The organism is Saccharothrix hoggarensis (genome assembly GCF_052936025.1).
The window spans coordinates 656,448-671,955 of record NZ_CP193624.1; the positions used below are offsets into that span (position 1 = coordinate 656,448).

13 protein-coding genes and 1 tRNA gene are annotated in these 15,508 nt (G+C 72.2%); 7 read left to right on the forward strand and 7 right to left on the reverse strand.

Annotation, left to right across the window (positions count from 1 at the left end):
- Positions 1-5: 5 nt before the first annotated feature.
- Genes ACRAKH_RS03300 through ACRAKH_RS03310 form a run of 3 tightly spaced genes read left to right on the forward strand, consistent with a single transcriptional unit; the run spans position 6 to position 2,777 of the window.
- On the forward strand, positions 6-617 hold the full coding sequence (locus tag ACRAKH_RS03300; RefSeq protein ID WP_380725464.1) for a trimeric intracellular cation channel family protein: 612 nt from the start codon (positions 6-8) through the stop codon (positions 615-617).
- 52 nt (positions 618-669) lie between these two features.
- Positions 670-1,359: a response regulator transcription factor gene (locus ACRAKH_RS03305; protein WP_380725466.1), complete on the forward strand. Its 690-nt coding sequence runs from the start codon at positions 670-672 to the stop codon at positions 1,357-1,359.
- Positions 1,356-2,777 (forward strand): HAMP domain-containing sensor histidine kinase, encoded by a 1,422-nt coding sequence (locus tag ACRAKH_RS03310; RefSeq protein ID WP_380725468.1) that lies wholly within the window; start codon positions 1,356-1,358, stop codon positions 2,775-2,777. Before ACRAKH_RS03305 ends, ACRAKH_RS03310 begins: the two co-directional genes overlap by 4 nt.
- 54 nt (positions 2,778-2,831) lie before the next feature.
- Here the strand turns inward: ACRAKH_RS03310 and ACRAKH_RS03315 are convergent, their stop codons facing one another.
- From ACRAKH_RS03315 to ACRAKH_RS03325, 3 genes are read right to left on the reverse strand one after another with little or no spacing between them, the layout of a single operon-like run.
- Entirely contained in the window at positions 2,832-3,779 is a 948-nt protein-coding gene (locus tag ACRAKH_RS03315) for a carbohydrate ABC transporter permease (protein WP_380725470.1), read from the reverse strand.
- Positions 3,776-4,741 (reverse strand): carbohydrate ABC transporter permease, encoded by a 966-nt coding sequence (locus tag ACRAKH_RS03320; protein WP_380725472.1) that lies wholly within the window; start codon positions 4,739-4,741, stop codon positions 3,776-3,778. The genes ACRAKH_RS03315 and ACRAKH_RS03320 overlap by 4 nt, the downstream gene beginning before the upstream one ends.
- Before the next feature lie 4 nt (positions 4,742-4,745).
- Entirely contained in the window at positions 4,746-6,041 is a 1,296-nt protein-coding gene (locus ACRAKH_RS03325) for an ABC transporter substrate-binding protein (RefSeq protein WP_380725474.1), read from the reverse strand.
- 260 nt (positions 6,042-6,301) lie between these two features.
- Here ACRAKH_RS03325 and ACRAKH_RS03330 point away from each other — a divergent pair, with 260 nt between their 5' ends.
- The 4 genes from ACRAKH_RS03330 (at position 6,302) to ACRAKH_RS03345 (ending at position 12,182) form a co-directional block, all read left to right on the forward strand.
- On the forward strand, positions 6,302-8,281 hold the full coding sequence (locus ACRAKH_RS03330) for a beta-galactosidase (protein ID WP_380725476.1): 1,980 nt from the start codon (positions 6,302-6,304) through the stop codon (positions 8,279-8,281).
- A 1-nt stretch (position 8,282) separates the two neighbouring features.
- Positions 8,283-9,080 carry a DeoR/GlpR family DNA-binding transcription regulator gene (locus tag ACRAKH_RS03335; RefSeq protein ID WP_380725478.1) on the forward strand — a complete coding sequence of 266 codons (798 nt, stop codon included), beginning with the start codon at positions 8,283-8,285 and terminating at the stop codon, positions 9,078-9,080.
- Positions 9,077-10,159, forward strand: a complete 1,083-nt coding sequence (gene galT / locus ACRAKH_RS03340; RefSeq protein ID WP_380725480.1) for a galactose-1-phosphate uridylyltransferase — start codon at positions 9,077-9,079, stop codon at positions 10,157-10,159. The genes ACRAKH_RS03335 and galT overlap by 4 nt, the downstream gene beginning before the upstream one ends.
- 478 nt (positions 10,160-10,637) lie before the next feature.
- Entirely contained in the window at positions 10,638-12,182 is a 1,545-nt protein-coding gene (locus tag ACRAKH_RS03345) for a trypsin-like peptidase domain-containing protein (RefSeq protein WP_447009613.1), read from the forward strand.
- Positions 12,183-12,539: 357 nt separating this feature from the next.
- Here the strand turns inward: ACRAKH_RS03345 and ACRAKH_RS03350 are convergent.
- The 4 genes from ACRAKH_RS03350 to glp form a co-directional block, all read right to left on the reverse strand.
- Positions 12,540-12,612 (reverse strand) — tRNA-Ala (locus ACRAKH_RS03350).
- Positions 12,613-12,675: 63 nt separating this feature from the next.
- Complete coding sequence (gene sepX, locus ACRAKH_RS03355) at positions 12,676-13,437, reverse strand: divisome protein SepX/GlpR (protein WP_447009614.1); 762 nt, start codon at positions 13,435-13,437, stop codon at positions 12,676-12,678.
- 158 nt (positions 13,438-13,595) lie between these two features.
- Positions 13,596-14,252 (reverse strand): GNAT family N-acetyltransferase, encoded by a 657-nt coding sequence (locus ACRAKH_RS03360; protein ID WP_380726634.1) that lies wholly within the window; start codon positions 14,250-14,252, stop codon positions 13,596-13,598.
- Between the two features lie 31 nt (positions 14,253-14,283).
- Positions 14,284-15,507, reverse strand: a complete 1,224-nt coding sequence (gene glp, locus ACRAKH_RS03365; RefSeq protein ID WP_380726636.1) for a molybdotransferase-like divisome protein Glp — start codon at positions 15,505-15,507, stop codon at positions 14,284-14,286.
- Position 15,508: the final 1 nt, after the last annotated feature.

Below are 15,508 nucleotides of genomic sequence, written 5' to 3' on the forward strand. Positions count from 1 at the left end.
CGGCCGTGCTGCTCGCCGCGCTGGAACTGGTCGGTATCGCCGCGTTCGCCGCCTCCGGGGCGGTGGCCGCGGTGCGCGCGCGGCTCGACGTGTTCGGGGTCATCGTTTTGGCGCTGACCACCGCGTTGGGCGGCGGGATCGTCCGGGACGTGCTGCTCGGCGTGCACCCGCCCGCGGCGCTCGTCAGCTGGCCGTACCTGGCCGTCGCCGGTGTCACCGGACTGGTGGTCTTCTGGTTTCACCCGACCGTGGCGAAGTTGTGGCGGGCGGTGCTGCTGCTCGACGCCATCGGGCTCGGCCTGTTCGTCACCGCGGGCACGACCACCGCGCTCGCGCTGGGCGCGCCGCCGTACGCCGCGTGCCTGGTCGGGATGACGACGGGCATCGGCGGCGGCGCGCTGCGGGACGTGCTGCTGCGCGAGATCCCGCTCGTGCTGCGCCGGGAGATCTACGCCGTCGCGGCCCTGGTCGGCGCCGTCGTGGTCGCCCTGGGTGATCACCTCGGGCTGCCGGCCGTGCCGGTGACGCTGGTCGCGTCGGCCCTGATCGTGGGACTGCGCCTGCTGGCGATGTGGCGGCGGTGGAACGCCCCGGTGGCCCGCAGGCTTGACGGCTAGCTCACACGCCCTTCTCAGGCGGCTCTCAGGACCAGGAGCAAGACTGAACCCCATGCGCATCCTCGTTGTCGACGACGACCGGGCCGTGCGTGAGTCGCTTCGTCGCTCACTGCAGTTCAACGGCTACCAGGTCGACCTGGCCGGCGACGGCCGGCAGGCTCTCGAGTCCGTCGTCTCCCAGCGCCCCGACGCCATGGTGCTGGACGTGATGATGCCCAGGCTCGACGGGTTGGAGGTGTGCCGCCGGCTGCGCAGCACCGGCGACGACCTGCCGATCCTCGTGCTCACCGCCCGTGACGCCGTGTCCGACCGGGTCTCCGGGCTGGACGCCGGCGCCGACGACTACCTGCCCAAGCCGTTCGCGCTGGAGGAGCTGCTGGCCCGGCTCCGCGCGCTGCTGCGGCGGGCCGCCTCGGAGGCCGCGGAGCCGGCGGGCGCGGTGCTGCGGTTCGCCGACCTGGAACTGGACCCCGGCACGCGCGACGTGCGGCGCGGCGACCGCCCGATCAGCCTCACCCGTACCGAGTTCGCCCTCCTGGAGCTGTTCCTGGCGCACCCGAAGCAGGTGCTGACCCGCGGCCGCATCCTGGAGGACGTCTGGGGCTACGACTTCCCGACCTCGGGCAACGCGCTGGAGGTCTACGTCGGCTACCTGCGCCGCAAGACCGAGGCCGAGGGCGAGCCCCGGCTGCTGCACACCGTGCGCGGGGTGGGTTACGTGCTGCGGGAGACACCTCCGTGATCGGTGCCGCCAACGGGCGGTTCCAGCGCGTCTCGCTGCGCGCCCGGGTCACCCTCCTCGCCGCGTTCTGCGTCGCCGGCGCGGTCGCCGTCGTCTCGCTCGGCGCGTACATGACGGTGAGCCAGAACCTGCACTCGCAGATGGACGACAACCTGCGGCAGCGCGCGGGCGCCGCGGTCAACGCGCCGAAGGTCAACAACGACGTCACCGAGATCCCCGGCGCGTTCCTCGCCGCCGGGGACATCCGGATCGGCGTGCTGGACGTCAGCGGGCGCATCCTCTACCCGAAGGGCACGGTCGCGCCGCCCACCCAGCCCGCGGACCTCGACGTGGCGCGCGGGACGGCGCTGGAGAACATCTGGACCGACACCCGGACCGACTTCCGGGTGATCTCCGTGCCCTACGGCGACGGCCAGGCGATGGTGATCGCGCAGTCCACCAAGCCGCTCAACACCACGCTGGGCAAGCTGTCCGTGGTGCTGTTCGTGATCAGCGGGCTGGGCGTGCTGGTCGCCGCCGCGGCGGGCACGGCGGTCGCGCGCACCGGGCTGCGGCCCGTGCAGCGGTTGACCGAGGCCACCGAACGGGTCGCGATGACCGGTGACCTGCGGCCCATCCCGGTGTCCGGCGACGACGAGCTGGCGCTGCTGTCGCAGCGGTTCAACGCGATGCTGGGCGCGGTCGCCGAGTCGCAGGAGCGGCAGCGGCGGCTGGTCGCCGACGCGGGGCACGAGCTGCGCACGCCGTTGACGTCGATGCGGACGAACCTGGAGCTGCTGCTGGCGTCCGAGCAGCCGGACTCGCCGACGCTGTCCGACCAGGACAAGGCGGAGATCAACGCCGACGTCCGGGCTCAGCTGGACGAGCTGACCACGTTGATCGGCGACCTGGTCGAGCTGGCCCGCGAGGACGCGCCGCAGGTCGTGCACGAGCCGGTCGACCTGGTCGAGGTGGTGGAGCGCGCGCTGGACCGGGCGAAGCGGCGCGCGAGCGACGTGCAGTTCGTCGTGGAGGTGCAGCCGTGGTCGTTGCTCGGTGATTCCAGCGCGTTGGAACGCGCCGTGCTGAACCTGCTGGACAACGCGGTGAAGTTCAGCCCGACCGGCGGCGTGGTCCGGTTGTCCCTGCGGCAGCTCGGCGACGGCAGCGCCGTGGTCGAGGTGGCGGACTCCGGCCCCGGCATCGCCGACGCCGACCTGCCCCACGTCTTCGAGCGCTTCTACCGCTCCTCCGAGGCGCGCACGCTGCCCGGCTCGGGCCTGGGCCTGGCGATCGTGAAGCAGGTGGCCGAGCGGCACGGCGGCATGGCGTACGTGGGCCGTGCCCCGGAGGGCGGCGCGCTGTTCACCCTCCGCCTCCCCGGACGCCCCACGCCGGTGCCGACGCCGTCCGCGACGGCGAACCAGATGTCCTCCTGAATGCCGAAGAGCGCCCCGGCGCACGCGTGCCGGGGCGCTTCGACAGGGCGCGGCTCAGCCCTTGGTGGAGCCGAGGGTCAGGCCGCCGATGAAGTGGCGTTGCAGCACGAAGAACACCACCAGGGTGGGCAGCGCCACGAGCAGCGAACCGGCGGCCACCAGGTTGTTGTCCACGAAGAACGTGCCCTTGAGGTTCTGCAGCGCGGACGTGATCGGCATCTTGTCGCCGGTCTGGATCAGCACGAGCGCCCAGAGGAAGTCGTTGTAGATCCAGGTGAACTCCAGCGTCGCCAACGCCGCCAGGGCGGGCCGGCACAGCGGCAGGATCACCTGCCAGTACTGGCGGAACACGCCGGCGCCGTCGACCCGCGCGGCCTCGCTCAGCTCGTGCGGGATCGTCTTCATGTAGTTGCTGAGGACGAACACGCAGAAACCGGACTGGAACGCCACGTGGATCAGCACCAGGCCGAGCTGCGAGTCGAGCAGGACGCCGCTGTCGCTCAGCCACTCGGGCACCGGCGTGAGCAGGTACAGCCGCCACAGCGGGGTCACGATCACCTGCTGCGGCAACAGGTTGCCCGCGGTGAAGAGCATCAGCAGGACCAGGTTGAACCGGAAGCTGAACCGGGTCAGGCCGAACGCCACCATGGAGCTGAGCAGCAGCACCAGCACGAGCGCCGGCAGCGTCACGACCAGCGTGTTCAGGTAGTAGTGCGGCAGGTCGGCCTGCGTCCACGCGTTGGTGAAGTTGTCGAACGTCAGGCTCTCGGCGAGCGAGAAGTAGCCGTTGCGCGCGGTGTCGTCGTACGTGCGCAGCGACGCGTAGAGCGCCCACAGCAGCGGGGCCAGGGTCGCCAGGCACGTCAGCACGAGGAACGCGTGCAGGGCCGCGCGGGCCACCGGGTTGTGGCCAGGCCCCTTGGGCCGCGGTCGGTTCCGGTCCGGTCGGTTCCGGTGCGGCCGGTCCTGCCGCGTCCGGTCCTGCTGCGGTCGCGGCGTCACGCCCGTCCCTCCTCGCGGAACACCTGGAACAGGTAGGTGATGATGAACCCGAGCGAGATCAGCAGCAGGATGACCGCCAGCGCGGAACCCCACCCGATCCGGCTCGACTCGCCGATGATGTTGTCCGTGACCAGGACGGACAGCAGCTCCAGCCCGTTGCGCCCCTTGTTGATCACGTAGACGATGTCGAACGCGCGCAGCGCCTCGATCACGGTGACCACGAGCACCACCACGTTCACCGGCTTGAGCACCGGGAACGTGACCCGGAAGAACGTCTGCGCGGCGCTCGCGCCGTCCAGCGCCGCCGCTTCCTTCAGCGCCGGGTCGACGGACTTCAGCCCGGCCAGGTACAGCAGCATGATGTAGCCGGTGTGCCGCCAGCCGGCGGCGACCAGCACCGCGTACAGGTTGATGTCCGGGTCGCCGAGCCAGTTCACCGGGTCCGTCGACGCCGTGCCGAGCACGTTGTTCAGCAGGCCCTGCTCGGGCTGGTAGATCAGCTGCCAGATGAACCCGACCAGCGCCAGCGACAGCACCATCGGCAGGTACAGCGCGCTCTGGTAGATCCGCCCGAACCGGAGCTGCCGGTCCAGCAGCACGGCGAGCAGCAGCCCGGCCACGGTCGGCACGACGATCAGGAACAGCAGCCAGATCAGGTTGTGCCGCAGCGCGGGCCAGAACCGCGGGTACCGGGTGAAGATGTCGACGTAGTTCTGGAAGCCGACCCACTCGACGTCCTCGAACCCGCCGATGCCGTCCCACGAGCTGAAGGACAGGGCGATCGAGCCCAGCGCGGGCACCCACACGAGCGCGAGGTGCACCAGCGACGGGATGCCGAGCATCAGGCCGAGGACGAGCTTGTCACGGGGCGCGAGCGCGGTGGCGCGGCGCCGGGAACGCCGGGACGACGGGGAGGGCTCCGCCGTCCCGGCGGGTTCGGGAGGGGACTGCAACGCGGTCACGCCGTCACCCCGTGAAGATCGTCTTCGCCTGGTCCGCCATGCCCTTGAGGATCGAGTCGATGTCGTCGGGGTTCTGGATGAACGCGTTCAGCCCGTTGGTGGCCGCGTCGCTGGCGAACCGCGGGTCGGTGTCGCGGTCGAGGAACTGCGTGATGTGCGCGGCCTCCTTGATGACCTGCGCGGCCTTCTTCTGCAGCGAGTTGTAGCCGGACGTGTCGGCCTTGTTCGACGTGGCGATGACGCCCGTGTCCGCCTTGGTGTAGAGCAGCTGCGCGGACGGCGCCGCCAGGTACTCCAGCAGCTTCTTCGCGCCCTCGGGGTTGGCGGGCTTCTTCGCCATCATGTAGCCGTCGATCGGCGCCTCGACCGTGTCCTGGCCGTGCTCCGGGTTGATCTCCGGGTACGGGAAGAAGTCGAGGTCCTCCTCCTCGCCCTTGAACTGCTGGGCGATGAACGAGCCGAGCAGCATCATGCCCGCCTTGCCCTGCTGGAGGGACTGGGCGGCCTCCTGCCACTCGCGGCCGAGCGCGTTCTCCTGGTGCAGCGGCAGCAGGCGCTTCCAGGTGTCGAACACCTCGCGCACCTTCGGGCTCTGCCAGTCCTCCTTGCCGGCCATCAGGTCGACGTGGAACTGGTAGCCGTTGATGCGGAAGTTCAGCTGGTCGAACGTGCCCATGCCGGGCCAGCCCTGCTTCTGCGCGAACGCGATGGGCACCAGGCCGTCGGCCCGCATCCGACCCGACAGGGCGACCATCTCGTCCAACGTCCTGGGCACCTCGTACCCGCGCTGCTGCCACACGCTCTTGCGGTAGAACATGCCCCACGGGTACTGCGTGAACGGGATCAGGTACTGCTTGCCGTCCGAGGCGGTGGACGCCTCCTTCAGCGCGGGCTCGTAGCCGCCGGAGACCTTCGACCACACCTCGCTCAGGTCGCCGGTCAGGCCCTTCTCGGCGAAGAACCGCATCCGGTAGCCCGCGAACCAGGCCAGCACGTCGTCCGGCCTGCCCTGCAGGTAGTTGTTGATCTGCTCCTGGTACTGCTCGTGCTGCTTGGTGTTGATCGTGACCTTGAGCTTCGACTCGTCCTCGAACGCCTTCAGCGCCGCCGTGATCGCGTCCTTCGGCACCTGGTCGGACGCGTTGTTGCCGAACGTCACCGCGTCGGTGGCGCCGCCGCCGTCACCGGAGCCGCACGCGGCCAGACCGGGGACGGCCGCGATGCCCGCACCCGCGACGATCGCCTTCAGCAGGGCCCGTCGGCCCAGCAGGGGGTGGGGGCTGGTGGAGAACCTCGTCATCGTCGCTCCTACGGGTGACACTCGACCGAATCAACCGAACACCGAACACGGAGTCAAACAAGATTGCGCACAATGTGGTCTGCAACACAGGTCGTGTCAAGCGGTGTTACCGAGCCGTTAACGCTGTGGCTACGGGCCGAATAGCGGTGACCTGACGTAGCATCGAAACCTTTCGATCTTGTACCGCCGAACAGAGGCAAACGATCGACTTTGTTGGAGTGTGTTGACGTTTGGCCTCACTGTGAGTCACGCTTGCGGCTATGACGACATGGCCCAACGGCGTGGGCGGCCTGGCCTGGGGCGCCGACTACAATCCCGAGCAGTGGCCCGAGGACGTGTGGGCCGAGGACGTCGCGCTCATGCGGCGCGCCGGGGTCAACCTCGTCAGCGTGGGCATCTTCTCGTGGGCTCTGTTGGAGGTCGAGGAGGGCCGCTACGAGTTCGGCTGGCTCGACCGCGTCCTCGACCGGCTGCACGAGGGCGGTATCCGGGTCGACCTGGCCACCGCGACCGCGTCGCCGCCGCCGTGGCTGACCACCGCATACCCGGAGGTGCTGCCGGAGACCGCCGAGGGCGTCCGGCTCACGCACGGCTCGCGCCAGTCCTACTGCCCCAGCTCGCCGGTCTACCGGACGAAGGCCGTCGCGCTCGCCCGCGCGCTCGCCGAGCGGTACCGCGACCACCCGGCCCTGTCCGCGTGGCACGTCGGCAACGAGTACGGCTGCCACGTCCCCCGCTGCTACTGCGACCGGTGCGCGGTGGCGTTCCGGGAGTGGCTGCGGACCCGCCACGGCAGCCTCGACGTGCTGAACGAGGCGTGGGGCACCGCGTTCTGGAGCCAGCGCTACACCGAGTGGGACCAGGTCCTCCCGCCGCGCGCGACGCCGACCGGCCCCAACCCCGGCCAGCTGCTCGACTTCGACCGGTTCTCGTCCGACGCCCTGCTGGCGCTGTTCACGGCCGAGCGGGACGTGCTGCGCGAGGTCACCCCGGACGTGCCGGTGACCACCAACTTCATGGTCGCGAGCTTCGGCGAGCTGGACTACTGGAAGTGGGCCGCCGAGGTCGACTTCGTGTCCAACGACCACTACACGTTCGGCGAGAACCCCGAGCGGCACATCGATCTCGCGTTCTCCGCCGACCTGGTGCGCGGCCTCGCGGGCGGCAAGCCCTGGCTGCTGATGGAGCACTCCACGTCGGCCGTGAACTGGCAGCCGCGCAACGTCGCCAAGCTGCCCGGCGAGCTGCGGCGCAACTCGTTCGCGCACATGGCCCGCGGCGCGGACGGCACGCTGTTCTTCCAGTGGCGGCAGTCGCGGGCGGGCGCGGAGCGCTACCACTCGGCGATGGTGCCGCACGCCGGCCCGGACACGAAGGTGTACCGCGAGGTCGAGCAGGTGGGCGCCGAGTACCGGCGGATCGCCGAGGTCGTCGGCTCCACCGTCACCGCGCCGGTCGCCGTCGTCTTCGACTGGCAGTCGTGGTGGGCGTTGCGGCAGCCGGGGCACCCGACGGTCGACGTCCGCTACCCGGAGGTCGTGTTCGGGCTGTACCGCGCGCTGTGGCGGGCCGGGGTGACGGTCGACTTCGTGCCGCCCGGCGCGGACCTGTCGACGTACCCGCTGGTGTTCGCGCCCGCGCTGTACGCCGTGGACGACGCGACGCCGTACGCCGAGTACGTCGGCTCCGGCGGCCACCTGGTCGTCACCTACCTGTCCGGCGTCACGGACACGCGCGGGCACGTGCACCTGGGCGGCTACCCCGGCGCGTTCCGCGACCTGCTCGGCGTGCGGACGGAGGAGTTCCACCCGCTGCGCGCGGGGGAGACCGTGACGCTGGACGACGGCTCCTCGGCGACCGTGTGGACCGAGCACGTGCACGCGGACGGCGCGAAGGTGCTCGCCTCCTACACCGACGGCCCGCTGCCCGGCGTGCCCGCCGTGACCCGCAACGAGCACGGCCGGGGCGTCGCCTGGTACCTGGCGTGCGGCCTCACCGGCGACGGGCTGGACCGGCTGGTCCGGGCCGCCCTCGACCACGCGGGCGTGCCCACCGGCCCGGAGGGCGTCGAGGTGGTGCGGCGGCGCGGCGAGGCGGGCTCGTGGCTGGTCGCGATCAACCACGGGGACCGGGACGCGGAGCTGTCCGCGACCGGGGTGGAGCTGCTGTCCGGCGAGCGCGCGACCGGCCGGGTGGTCGTGCCCGCCGGCGGTGTGGTCGTGCTCAGGGAAGAGGTGTGACGTGCTGGCACGCCAGCGGCAAGCGGTGATCCTGGAAGAGGTCCGCCGGACCGGCGCGGTGCGGGTGAGCGACCTCGTCGTCCGGCTGGGCGTGTCGGACATGACCGTGCGCCGCGACCTCGACGTGCTGGCCGCCCGCGGCCTGGTGGAGAAGGTGTACGGCGGCGCCACGTCCGTGGTCGGCCGCAGCACCGACGAGCCGGGGTTCGAGGCGAAGTCCGTGCGGCAGCTGCCGGAGAAGGAGGCCATCGCCGCGTTCGCCGCGGGCCTGGTGCGCCCCGGCACGGCCATCGGCCTGTCCGCGGGCACCACGACGTGGACGCTGGCGCGGTTCCTCGACGACATCCCGGACCTGACCGTGGTGACCAACTCGATCCGGGTCGCCGACGTGCTCCAGCAGAGCGGGCGCACCGACCGCACGGTGGTCCTCACCGGCGGTGTGCGGACGCCGTCGGACGCGCTGGTCGGGCCGGTCGCCGTGCAGGCGCTGCGGTCGCTGCACCTGGACGTGGTGTTCCTGGGCGTGCACGGCATGGCCGAGCGGTCCGGCTTCACCACGCCGAACCTGAACGAGAGCGAGACCGACCGGGCGCTGGTCGACGCGGCCGGTCGGGTGGTCGTGGTCGCGGACCACACCAAGTGGGGCACCGTCGGCATCTCCACGATCGCCGCGCTGGACGAGGCGGACGTGCTGGTGAGCGACGAGGGATTGGCCGAGCCCGCGCGGACGGTGCTCGGCGAGCAGGTGGGCGAACTGGTCCTGGCGCACGTGCCGGGACGCGGAGAGGAACTGGCGTGAGGCGCACGGCGGGGAAACTTGCCGATGGTCGGGAGATCATCTACTTCGACGACACCACCGACCCGCCGCCGAGGCAGGCGGTGGACACGCGCGACCTGCCGCGCACCCAGCCGCTGTCGGAGGTGCGGCGCGACCCGTTGACGGGCGAGTGGGTGGCGATGGCCGCGCACCGGCAGACCCGCACGTACAAACCGCCGGCCGACCTGTGCCCGCTGTGCCCGACCACGCCGGGCAAGCCGACCGAGATCCCCGAGTCGTCGTACGACGTCGTGGTGTTCGAGAACCGGTTCCCGTCGTTCGCGCCGGACGTGCCCGACCTTCCGTCCACTGTGGACGGAATGCCGATGGTGGCGCGGGCGGCGGGGCGCGGCCGGTGCGAGGTCGTCTGCTTCACGTCCGACCACAACCAGTCGTTCGGCTCGCTGCCCGTCTCGCGGGTGCGCACGGTCGTGGACGCGTGGGCGGACCGCACGGAGGCGCTGAACGCGGTGCCCGGCGTCGAGCAGGTCTTCCCGTTCGAGAACCGCGGCGAAGAGATCGGCGTGACGCTGCACCACCCGCACGGGCAGATCTACGGCTACCCGTTCGTGACGCCGAAGACCGAGCGCATGCTGAGCGTCGCGGCCGAGTACCAGCAGACCCACGGTCGTCCGCTGATGGGTGACATCCTGGCGGCCGAGCGGGCCGCCGGCACGCGGGTCGTCGCCGAGGGGGAGCACTGGACGGCGTTCGTGCCCACCGCGGCCCGCTGGCCGGTCGAGGTGCACGTCGTGCCGCACCGCCAGGTGCCCGACCTGCCCTCGCTGACCGACGCCGAGCGGGACGACTTCGCCGCGCTCTACCTGACCGTGCTGCACCGGCTGGACGCCCTCTACCAGCGTCCGCTGCCGTACATCGCGGCGTGGCACCAGGCGCCGGTGCGCACCGGCCGCGACCTGTCGTGGCTGCACCTGGAGGTGTTCTCCGTGCTCCGCACGGCGGACAAGCTCAAGTACCTGGCGGGCTCCGAGTCCGGCATGGGCGTGTGGATCAACGACGCCACGCCCGAGCAGATCGCGGAGCGGCTGCGCGAGTCCTGACGGCCGCTCACGTCCGGCGGGGGCCGCCACTCTCACAACTGATGCCCAGTTTCGTTTAAGCCTCCTCTCAGGCGGGCACCGCAGAGTGGTGGACATGACCGAGAACGAGCAGCCGCAGCAGCCGCAGCAGTCTCCGCAGCCTCAGCCGCCGCAGAGCCCGTGGGCGCGTGGTGCGAGCGATCCCGGTCATGACCACGCCGGCGGAACCGGTGCCGTGCAGGGCGGCAGCGGTGCGCCGGAGTCCACCGGAGCGCGGGGTGCCTGGCAGGGAGGCCCGGCGCGACCGGAGGACGCCGACGGACCGGCGGCAGGGGCCGGTCGGTCGGACGCCGGGTCGGCGGGTGCTGTGCAGGGCAGCACCGGCCGCCCGGCCGACTTCGGCTCTCCGAACGCTCCGGGGACGGGCGTCGGACAGCCGGGTTCGGGAGCGGAGGGCGCGGCGTCCCAGCCCGCGGACAGCCCCCTCCGCCCGGACAGCGTGACCTCGACGGGAACCGCCGGGGGTGCGCCGGCCCCCGGCTCACCGGCCGCCGGTCACCCGCACACCGGGGCGCCGGCCGCGTGGGAGCGCGTCGGCCGCCCGGACGACTTCGGCTCGCCGGCCGCCCAGGCCGCCGGTCAGCCCCAACCCGGGTCGCCGGCCGCGTGGAGCGCCGACCGCTCGGACGACTTCGGCTCGCCGGCCGCCTCGCAGGGTGCCGCCGGCCAGTCGGGAACCGGTCAGGCCGGCGCCGTGCAGGGCGGCGCCGGTCTACCGGCAACCGGGCCGGAAGCCTGGCAGGGAGGCTTCCGGCACCCGGAGCACACCGGTCCGTACGGCGTGCCGCACCAGGCCGCCCAGGACCACACCGGCTCGCCGACCCCCACCCCTCAGGGGTCGGCGCAGCCGGACCCGCACGTCTCGTCCGGGCGCTACTACCTGCCGCCGAACTCCGCCCCCACCGTCCTGCGGCCCCGCGGCCGGAACAAGGTCACCGCGGGCGTCGCCGCGCTCGTGCTCGCGGTCGGCGGCCTCGCGGGCGGCGTCGGCGGGTACGTCGGCTACCAGGCGGCCGAGGACGCGCGCCCCGTCACCAACGCGCTCAACCAGGCGCCGCCCGCCCACCAGACGTCCGACGCGCCCGAGGGCTCCATCGAGCAGGTCGCCCAGAAGGTGCTGCCGACCGTCGTCCAGGTGCAGGTCACCGGCGGCGCCGGGTCCGGGTTCACGCTCAGCTCCGACGGCCTCGTGCTCACCAACAACCACGTGGTCGAGGCGGCGGCGGACGGCGGCCCGATGAAGGTCCAGCTCCAGGACGGCCGCTCGTTCGACGCGCGGATCGTCGGCCGCGACCCGTCGTCCGACCTGGCCGTGGTGAAGATGGAGGACGTCTCCGGCCTGCCCACCGCCGAGCTGGGCAACTCCGGCGACCTGAAGATCGGTCAGCAGGTCGTCGCCGTCGGCTCCCCGTTCGACCTCAACGGCACGGTCACGTCCGGCATCGTCAGCTCGCTCAACCGGCCCGTCCGGGCCGGCGGCCAGCAGGGCACCCCGGACACCGTCCTCAACGCCATCCAGACCGACGCGGCGATCAACCCCGGCAACTCGGGCGGCCCGCTGGTGAACATGCGCGGCCAGGTCGTCGGCATCAACTCGGCCATCTACAGCCCGAACTCCAGCCAGTCGTCGCAGGGCGGCTCGGTCGGCATCGGTTTCGCCATCCCCATCGACCAGGCCCGCCGCACGGCCAAGGAGCTGTCGGAGACCGGCAAGGCCACGCAGACCGTGCTCGGCGTGCAGGTCGGCGACGCCCCGGACGGCGGCGCGCTGGTCCGCGACGTGACGGCGGGCGGCGCCGCCGAGGCGGCCGGGATCAAGACCGGTGACGTGATCACCAAGTTCGGCGACCGCCCCGTGGACAGCTCGGACGCCCTGGTGGCCGCCGTCCGCTCCCGCGCGCCGGGCGAGAAGGTCCAGCTCACCATCGGCAAGGAGCGCACGGTCGACGTCACCCTGGGCAGCCAGCCCGTCGAGATCCGCTGACCCACCGAACCCCGGCTCACGTGCCCCGAGCCGGTCGAGGCCGCACACCGGCAGGTACCGCCTCCACCTGCCGGCAGTGCGGCCTCTCACCGTCCACACCGGACACACCACCCCGTGGCCACCACTACGCCCCGGCGGAACCGTCAACACCGAAGAGCGGGAACCAACGAACCGGTTCCCGCCCTTGGCGTGCTGTGTCGTGTGTAGACCTCACAGGCGCCTACTCCCAGCGGGGACCACCGCAAGGGGGTCCGGGGGCGAAGCCCTCCGGGCGGGGTCTGGGGATTGCACCCCCAGGAAATGCGACGAGGCGAGGAGGTTTGCGTTCTCCGCAAACACACCTCGCCCCTCGACGAGTGGAGCTGAGGGGAATCGAACCCCTGACCTACTCGATGCGAACGAGTCGCGCTACCAACTGCGCTACAGCCCCGTGTTCTGTTGTCGTGCGGGAGGAAGCATATCAGTAGCCGGGGGGTGGTTTTGCCACCCCCCTCTACTCGCCCGACGCCCGCCGGTACGGGAGGGCTTCGGGGCCGTCCAGCTCGACGAACAACGGGTCCTCGTCGTCCAGGTCGACCACGACGGTGCCGGGCCGGACCTGGTGGTGGAAGCGCGGCTGCGGGGGCAGGCCGGACTGCTCGCGGGACGCCTGGTCCTGGCCCTGGCCCTGGCCCTGGGCGGCCGGAGCCGCCGGACCGGCCTGAGCCGCCTGGGCGGCCGACGCCGCGGCGTGCGGGCGCGCCGGACCGCTGTGGCGCACCGTGCGGCGGCGCGCCTGGGCGAGCCGGGCGACCCGGCGGGCGCGGATCTCCTCCTCGATCCGCACCTGGCGGCGCAGGTAGCCGAGGTAGGAGACGAGCGTCACGTCGACCGCCGCGTGGCCCCACCACGCGAGCGGGTAGAGCACGCCGGCGACGACGCCGGTGACGAGCGCGATCAGCAGGAGCGTGCCGACGACACGCCGGCGGAACGCGTACTTCGCCTGGGCGACGATCGCCGCGGTCTCGGGGTCGTAGCCGCCGCGGCCGGGGCGGAACGGCCGGTGCGGGACGAAGTCGTCCACCTCCGGCTCGTCGTCGTACTCGTCGTAGTCCTCGAACTCGGCTTCGGTGAACTCGGTGTCGACCTCGGGCATGGCGTCGTACTCCTCCTCCATGCTGCCGCGCGTCGCGTCGGCGCGCTTGCGCGCGACCATCGGGACGAGGACGACCAACCAGGCCACCACCAGTCCCACGACGATCAGCGAGCTGGGCATCCCCGTCACCTCCCCCTACCCCGCGGCGCGCTCGGTGCGTCTGCCACGCTAGTCACAACAGTCACACCTGTGTCGGAGGCACGCCGACCGGCGTACGTACCAAAGTGTGGTGTATCACCCACTTTCGGGTGATCCGAATAAGCCGCACGGCCCCAGGATCAGGCAGTTCGGGCGTATCCCCGCGCGACCAATCGGCGTACCAGGCCGTCGGGCGACGCCTCCTCCGACGTCATGGCGAAGCACAGGTGGTCCCGCCAGTCGCCGGCCACGTCGAGGTACCGCAGGAACAGCCCTTCCTCCCGGAAACCGGCCTTCGCGAGCACCCTCAGGCTGGCCGTGTTCTCCGGCCGGACGGTCGCCTCCAGCCGGTGCAGGCCCGCCTCGCCGAAGCAGTGGTCGACCACGAGCGCGAGCGCGGCCGTGGCCACGCCGCCGCGCGCCCGGTCGGCCGCCACCCAGTACCCGACCCACGCCGACCGCAGCGAGCCGCGCACGACGTTGCCGACGGTGATCTGCCCGGCCAGCGCGCCGTCCACGGTGATCACGAACGGCAGCGCCTGCCCGCGCCGGGCCAGCGCCTTGAGCGACGACCACTGCGCCGGCCACGCCAGCGGGGCGTTGCGCTCCTGCCAGCCCTCGACCGCCGTGGGCTCCCAGTCCTCCAGGTGCGCCCGGTCCCGGAGCCTCGTCCGGGACCACGCGGACGCGTCGAACAGCTTCGGCGGGCGCAGTGCCACGACACCGGCGTCGACCCTCAGCGGTCCGAGCCGCGCGGGCCAGCCGGGATGTCGGCCGCCTTCCCACGCCAGACTCAATCTGACCCCTTCTGCTCCCGCCCTGCCGCCGCTAGCCCCTCTGCGCCAGGAAGCTGACCATGACCTCTTCGCCGACCGCCACGTCGGTCACGTCCTCGTCGACCATGATCAGGCAGTTCGCCTCGGCCAACGACGCCAGCAGGTGCGACCCGGAGGTACCCAGCGGCTGCACCAGGTACTCGCCGTTGTCCGCGTCGCGCAGCAGCTGGCCGCGCAGGTAGCCGCGCCGGCCCTTGGTCGAGGTCAGCGGCGACAGCAGCCGCGCGCTGACCGCCCGCCGGTACGGGTTGCGCTTGCCCAGCGCGGCCCGGATCAGCGGACGCACCAGCACTTCGAAAACGACCAACGCGCTCATCGGGTTCGCGGGCAGCAGGAACGTCGGCACCGCGTCCGGCCCGAGCCGGCCGAAGCCCTGCACCGAGCCGGGGTGCATGGCCACCCGCGTCACGTCGACGTCGCCCAGGTCGGCCAGCGCCGCCCGCACCTCGTCGCCGATGACGCCCCCGACGCCACCCGCGACGACCACGATCTCGGACAGCAGCAACCGTCCCTCGACGACCTCGTGCAGCCGGCGCGGGTCGGACGACTGGATGCCGACCCGGCTGACCTCGGCGCCCGCGTCCCGCGCGGCGGCGGCCAGCGCGTACGAGTTCACGTCGTACACCTGGCCCTGGCCGGGGGTGCGGTCGACGTCGACCAGCTCCTCGCCGACCGAGATCACCGACACCCGCGGCCGGGGGTGGACCAGCACCTTGTTGCGGCCGACGGCGGCGAGCAGGCCGACCTGGGCCGCGCCGATGGACGCGCCGCGGCGCACGGCGACGTCACCGGTCTGCACGTCCTCGCCGGTGCGCCGCACGTACGCCGCGGACGGCACCGAGCGGTGCACGGTCACCTTCGCCGGGTGCCCGTCGGTGTAGCCGAGGGGCACCACGGCGTCGGCCAGCGTGGGCAGCGGGGCGCCCGTCGCGACCCGGACCGCCTGGCCCGGCTGAAGCCGCCGGGGCTGGCGGGACCCGGCCGGGATCTCGCCGACCACCGGCAGCTGCACCGGTTCCTCGTTGGCGGCCTGCACGTCCACGCTGCGCACCGCGTAACCGTCGACCGCCGCCTGGTCGAAACCGGGCAACGCCCGCTCGGCGACGACCTCCTCGGCGCAGAGCAGGCCCTGCGACTCCGAGATCGCCACCCGCACGGGGGCGGGCCGCACCGCGGCGGCGACCACCCTGGCGAGCTGCTCGTCCACTGACCTCATA

Coding starts and splice junctions, on each gene's coding strand:
- glp (WP_380726636.1), bottom strand. CDS start 15,507: ATGAGGTCAGTGGACGAGCAGCTCGCCAGGGTGGTCGCCGCCGCGGTG.
- ACRAKH_RS03325 (WP_380725474.1), bottom strand. CDS start 6,041: ATGACGAGGTTCTCCACCAGCCCCCACCCCCTGCTGGGCCGACGGGCC.
- ACRAKH_RS03330 (WP_380725476.1), top strand. CDS start 6,302: ATGACGACATGGCCCAACGGCGTGGGCGGCCTGGCCTGGGGCGCCGAC.
- sepX (WP_447009614.1), bottom strand. CDS start 13,437: ATGCCCAGCTCGCTGATCGTCGTGGGACTGGTGGTGGCCTGGTTGGTC.
- ACRAKH_RS03305 (WP_380725466.1), top strand. CDS start 670: ATGCGCATCCTCGTTGTCGACGACGACCGGGCCGTGCGTGAGTCGCTT.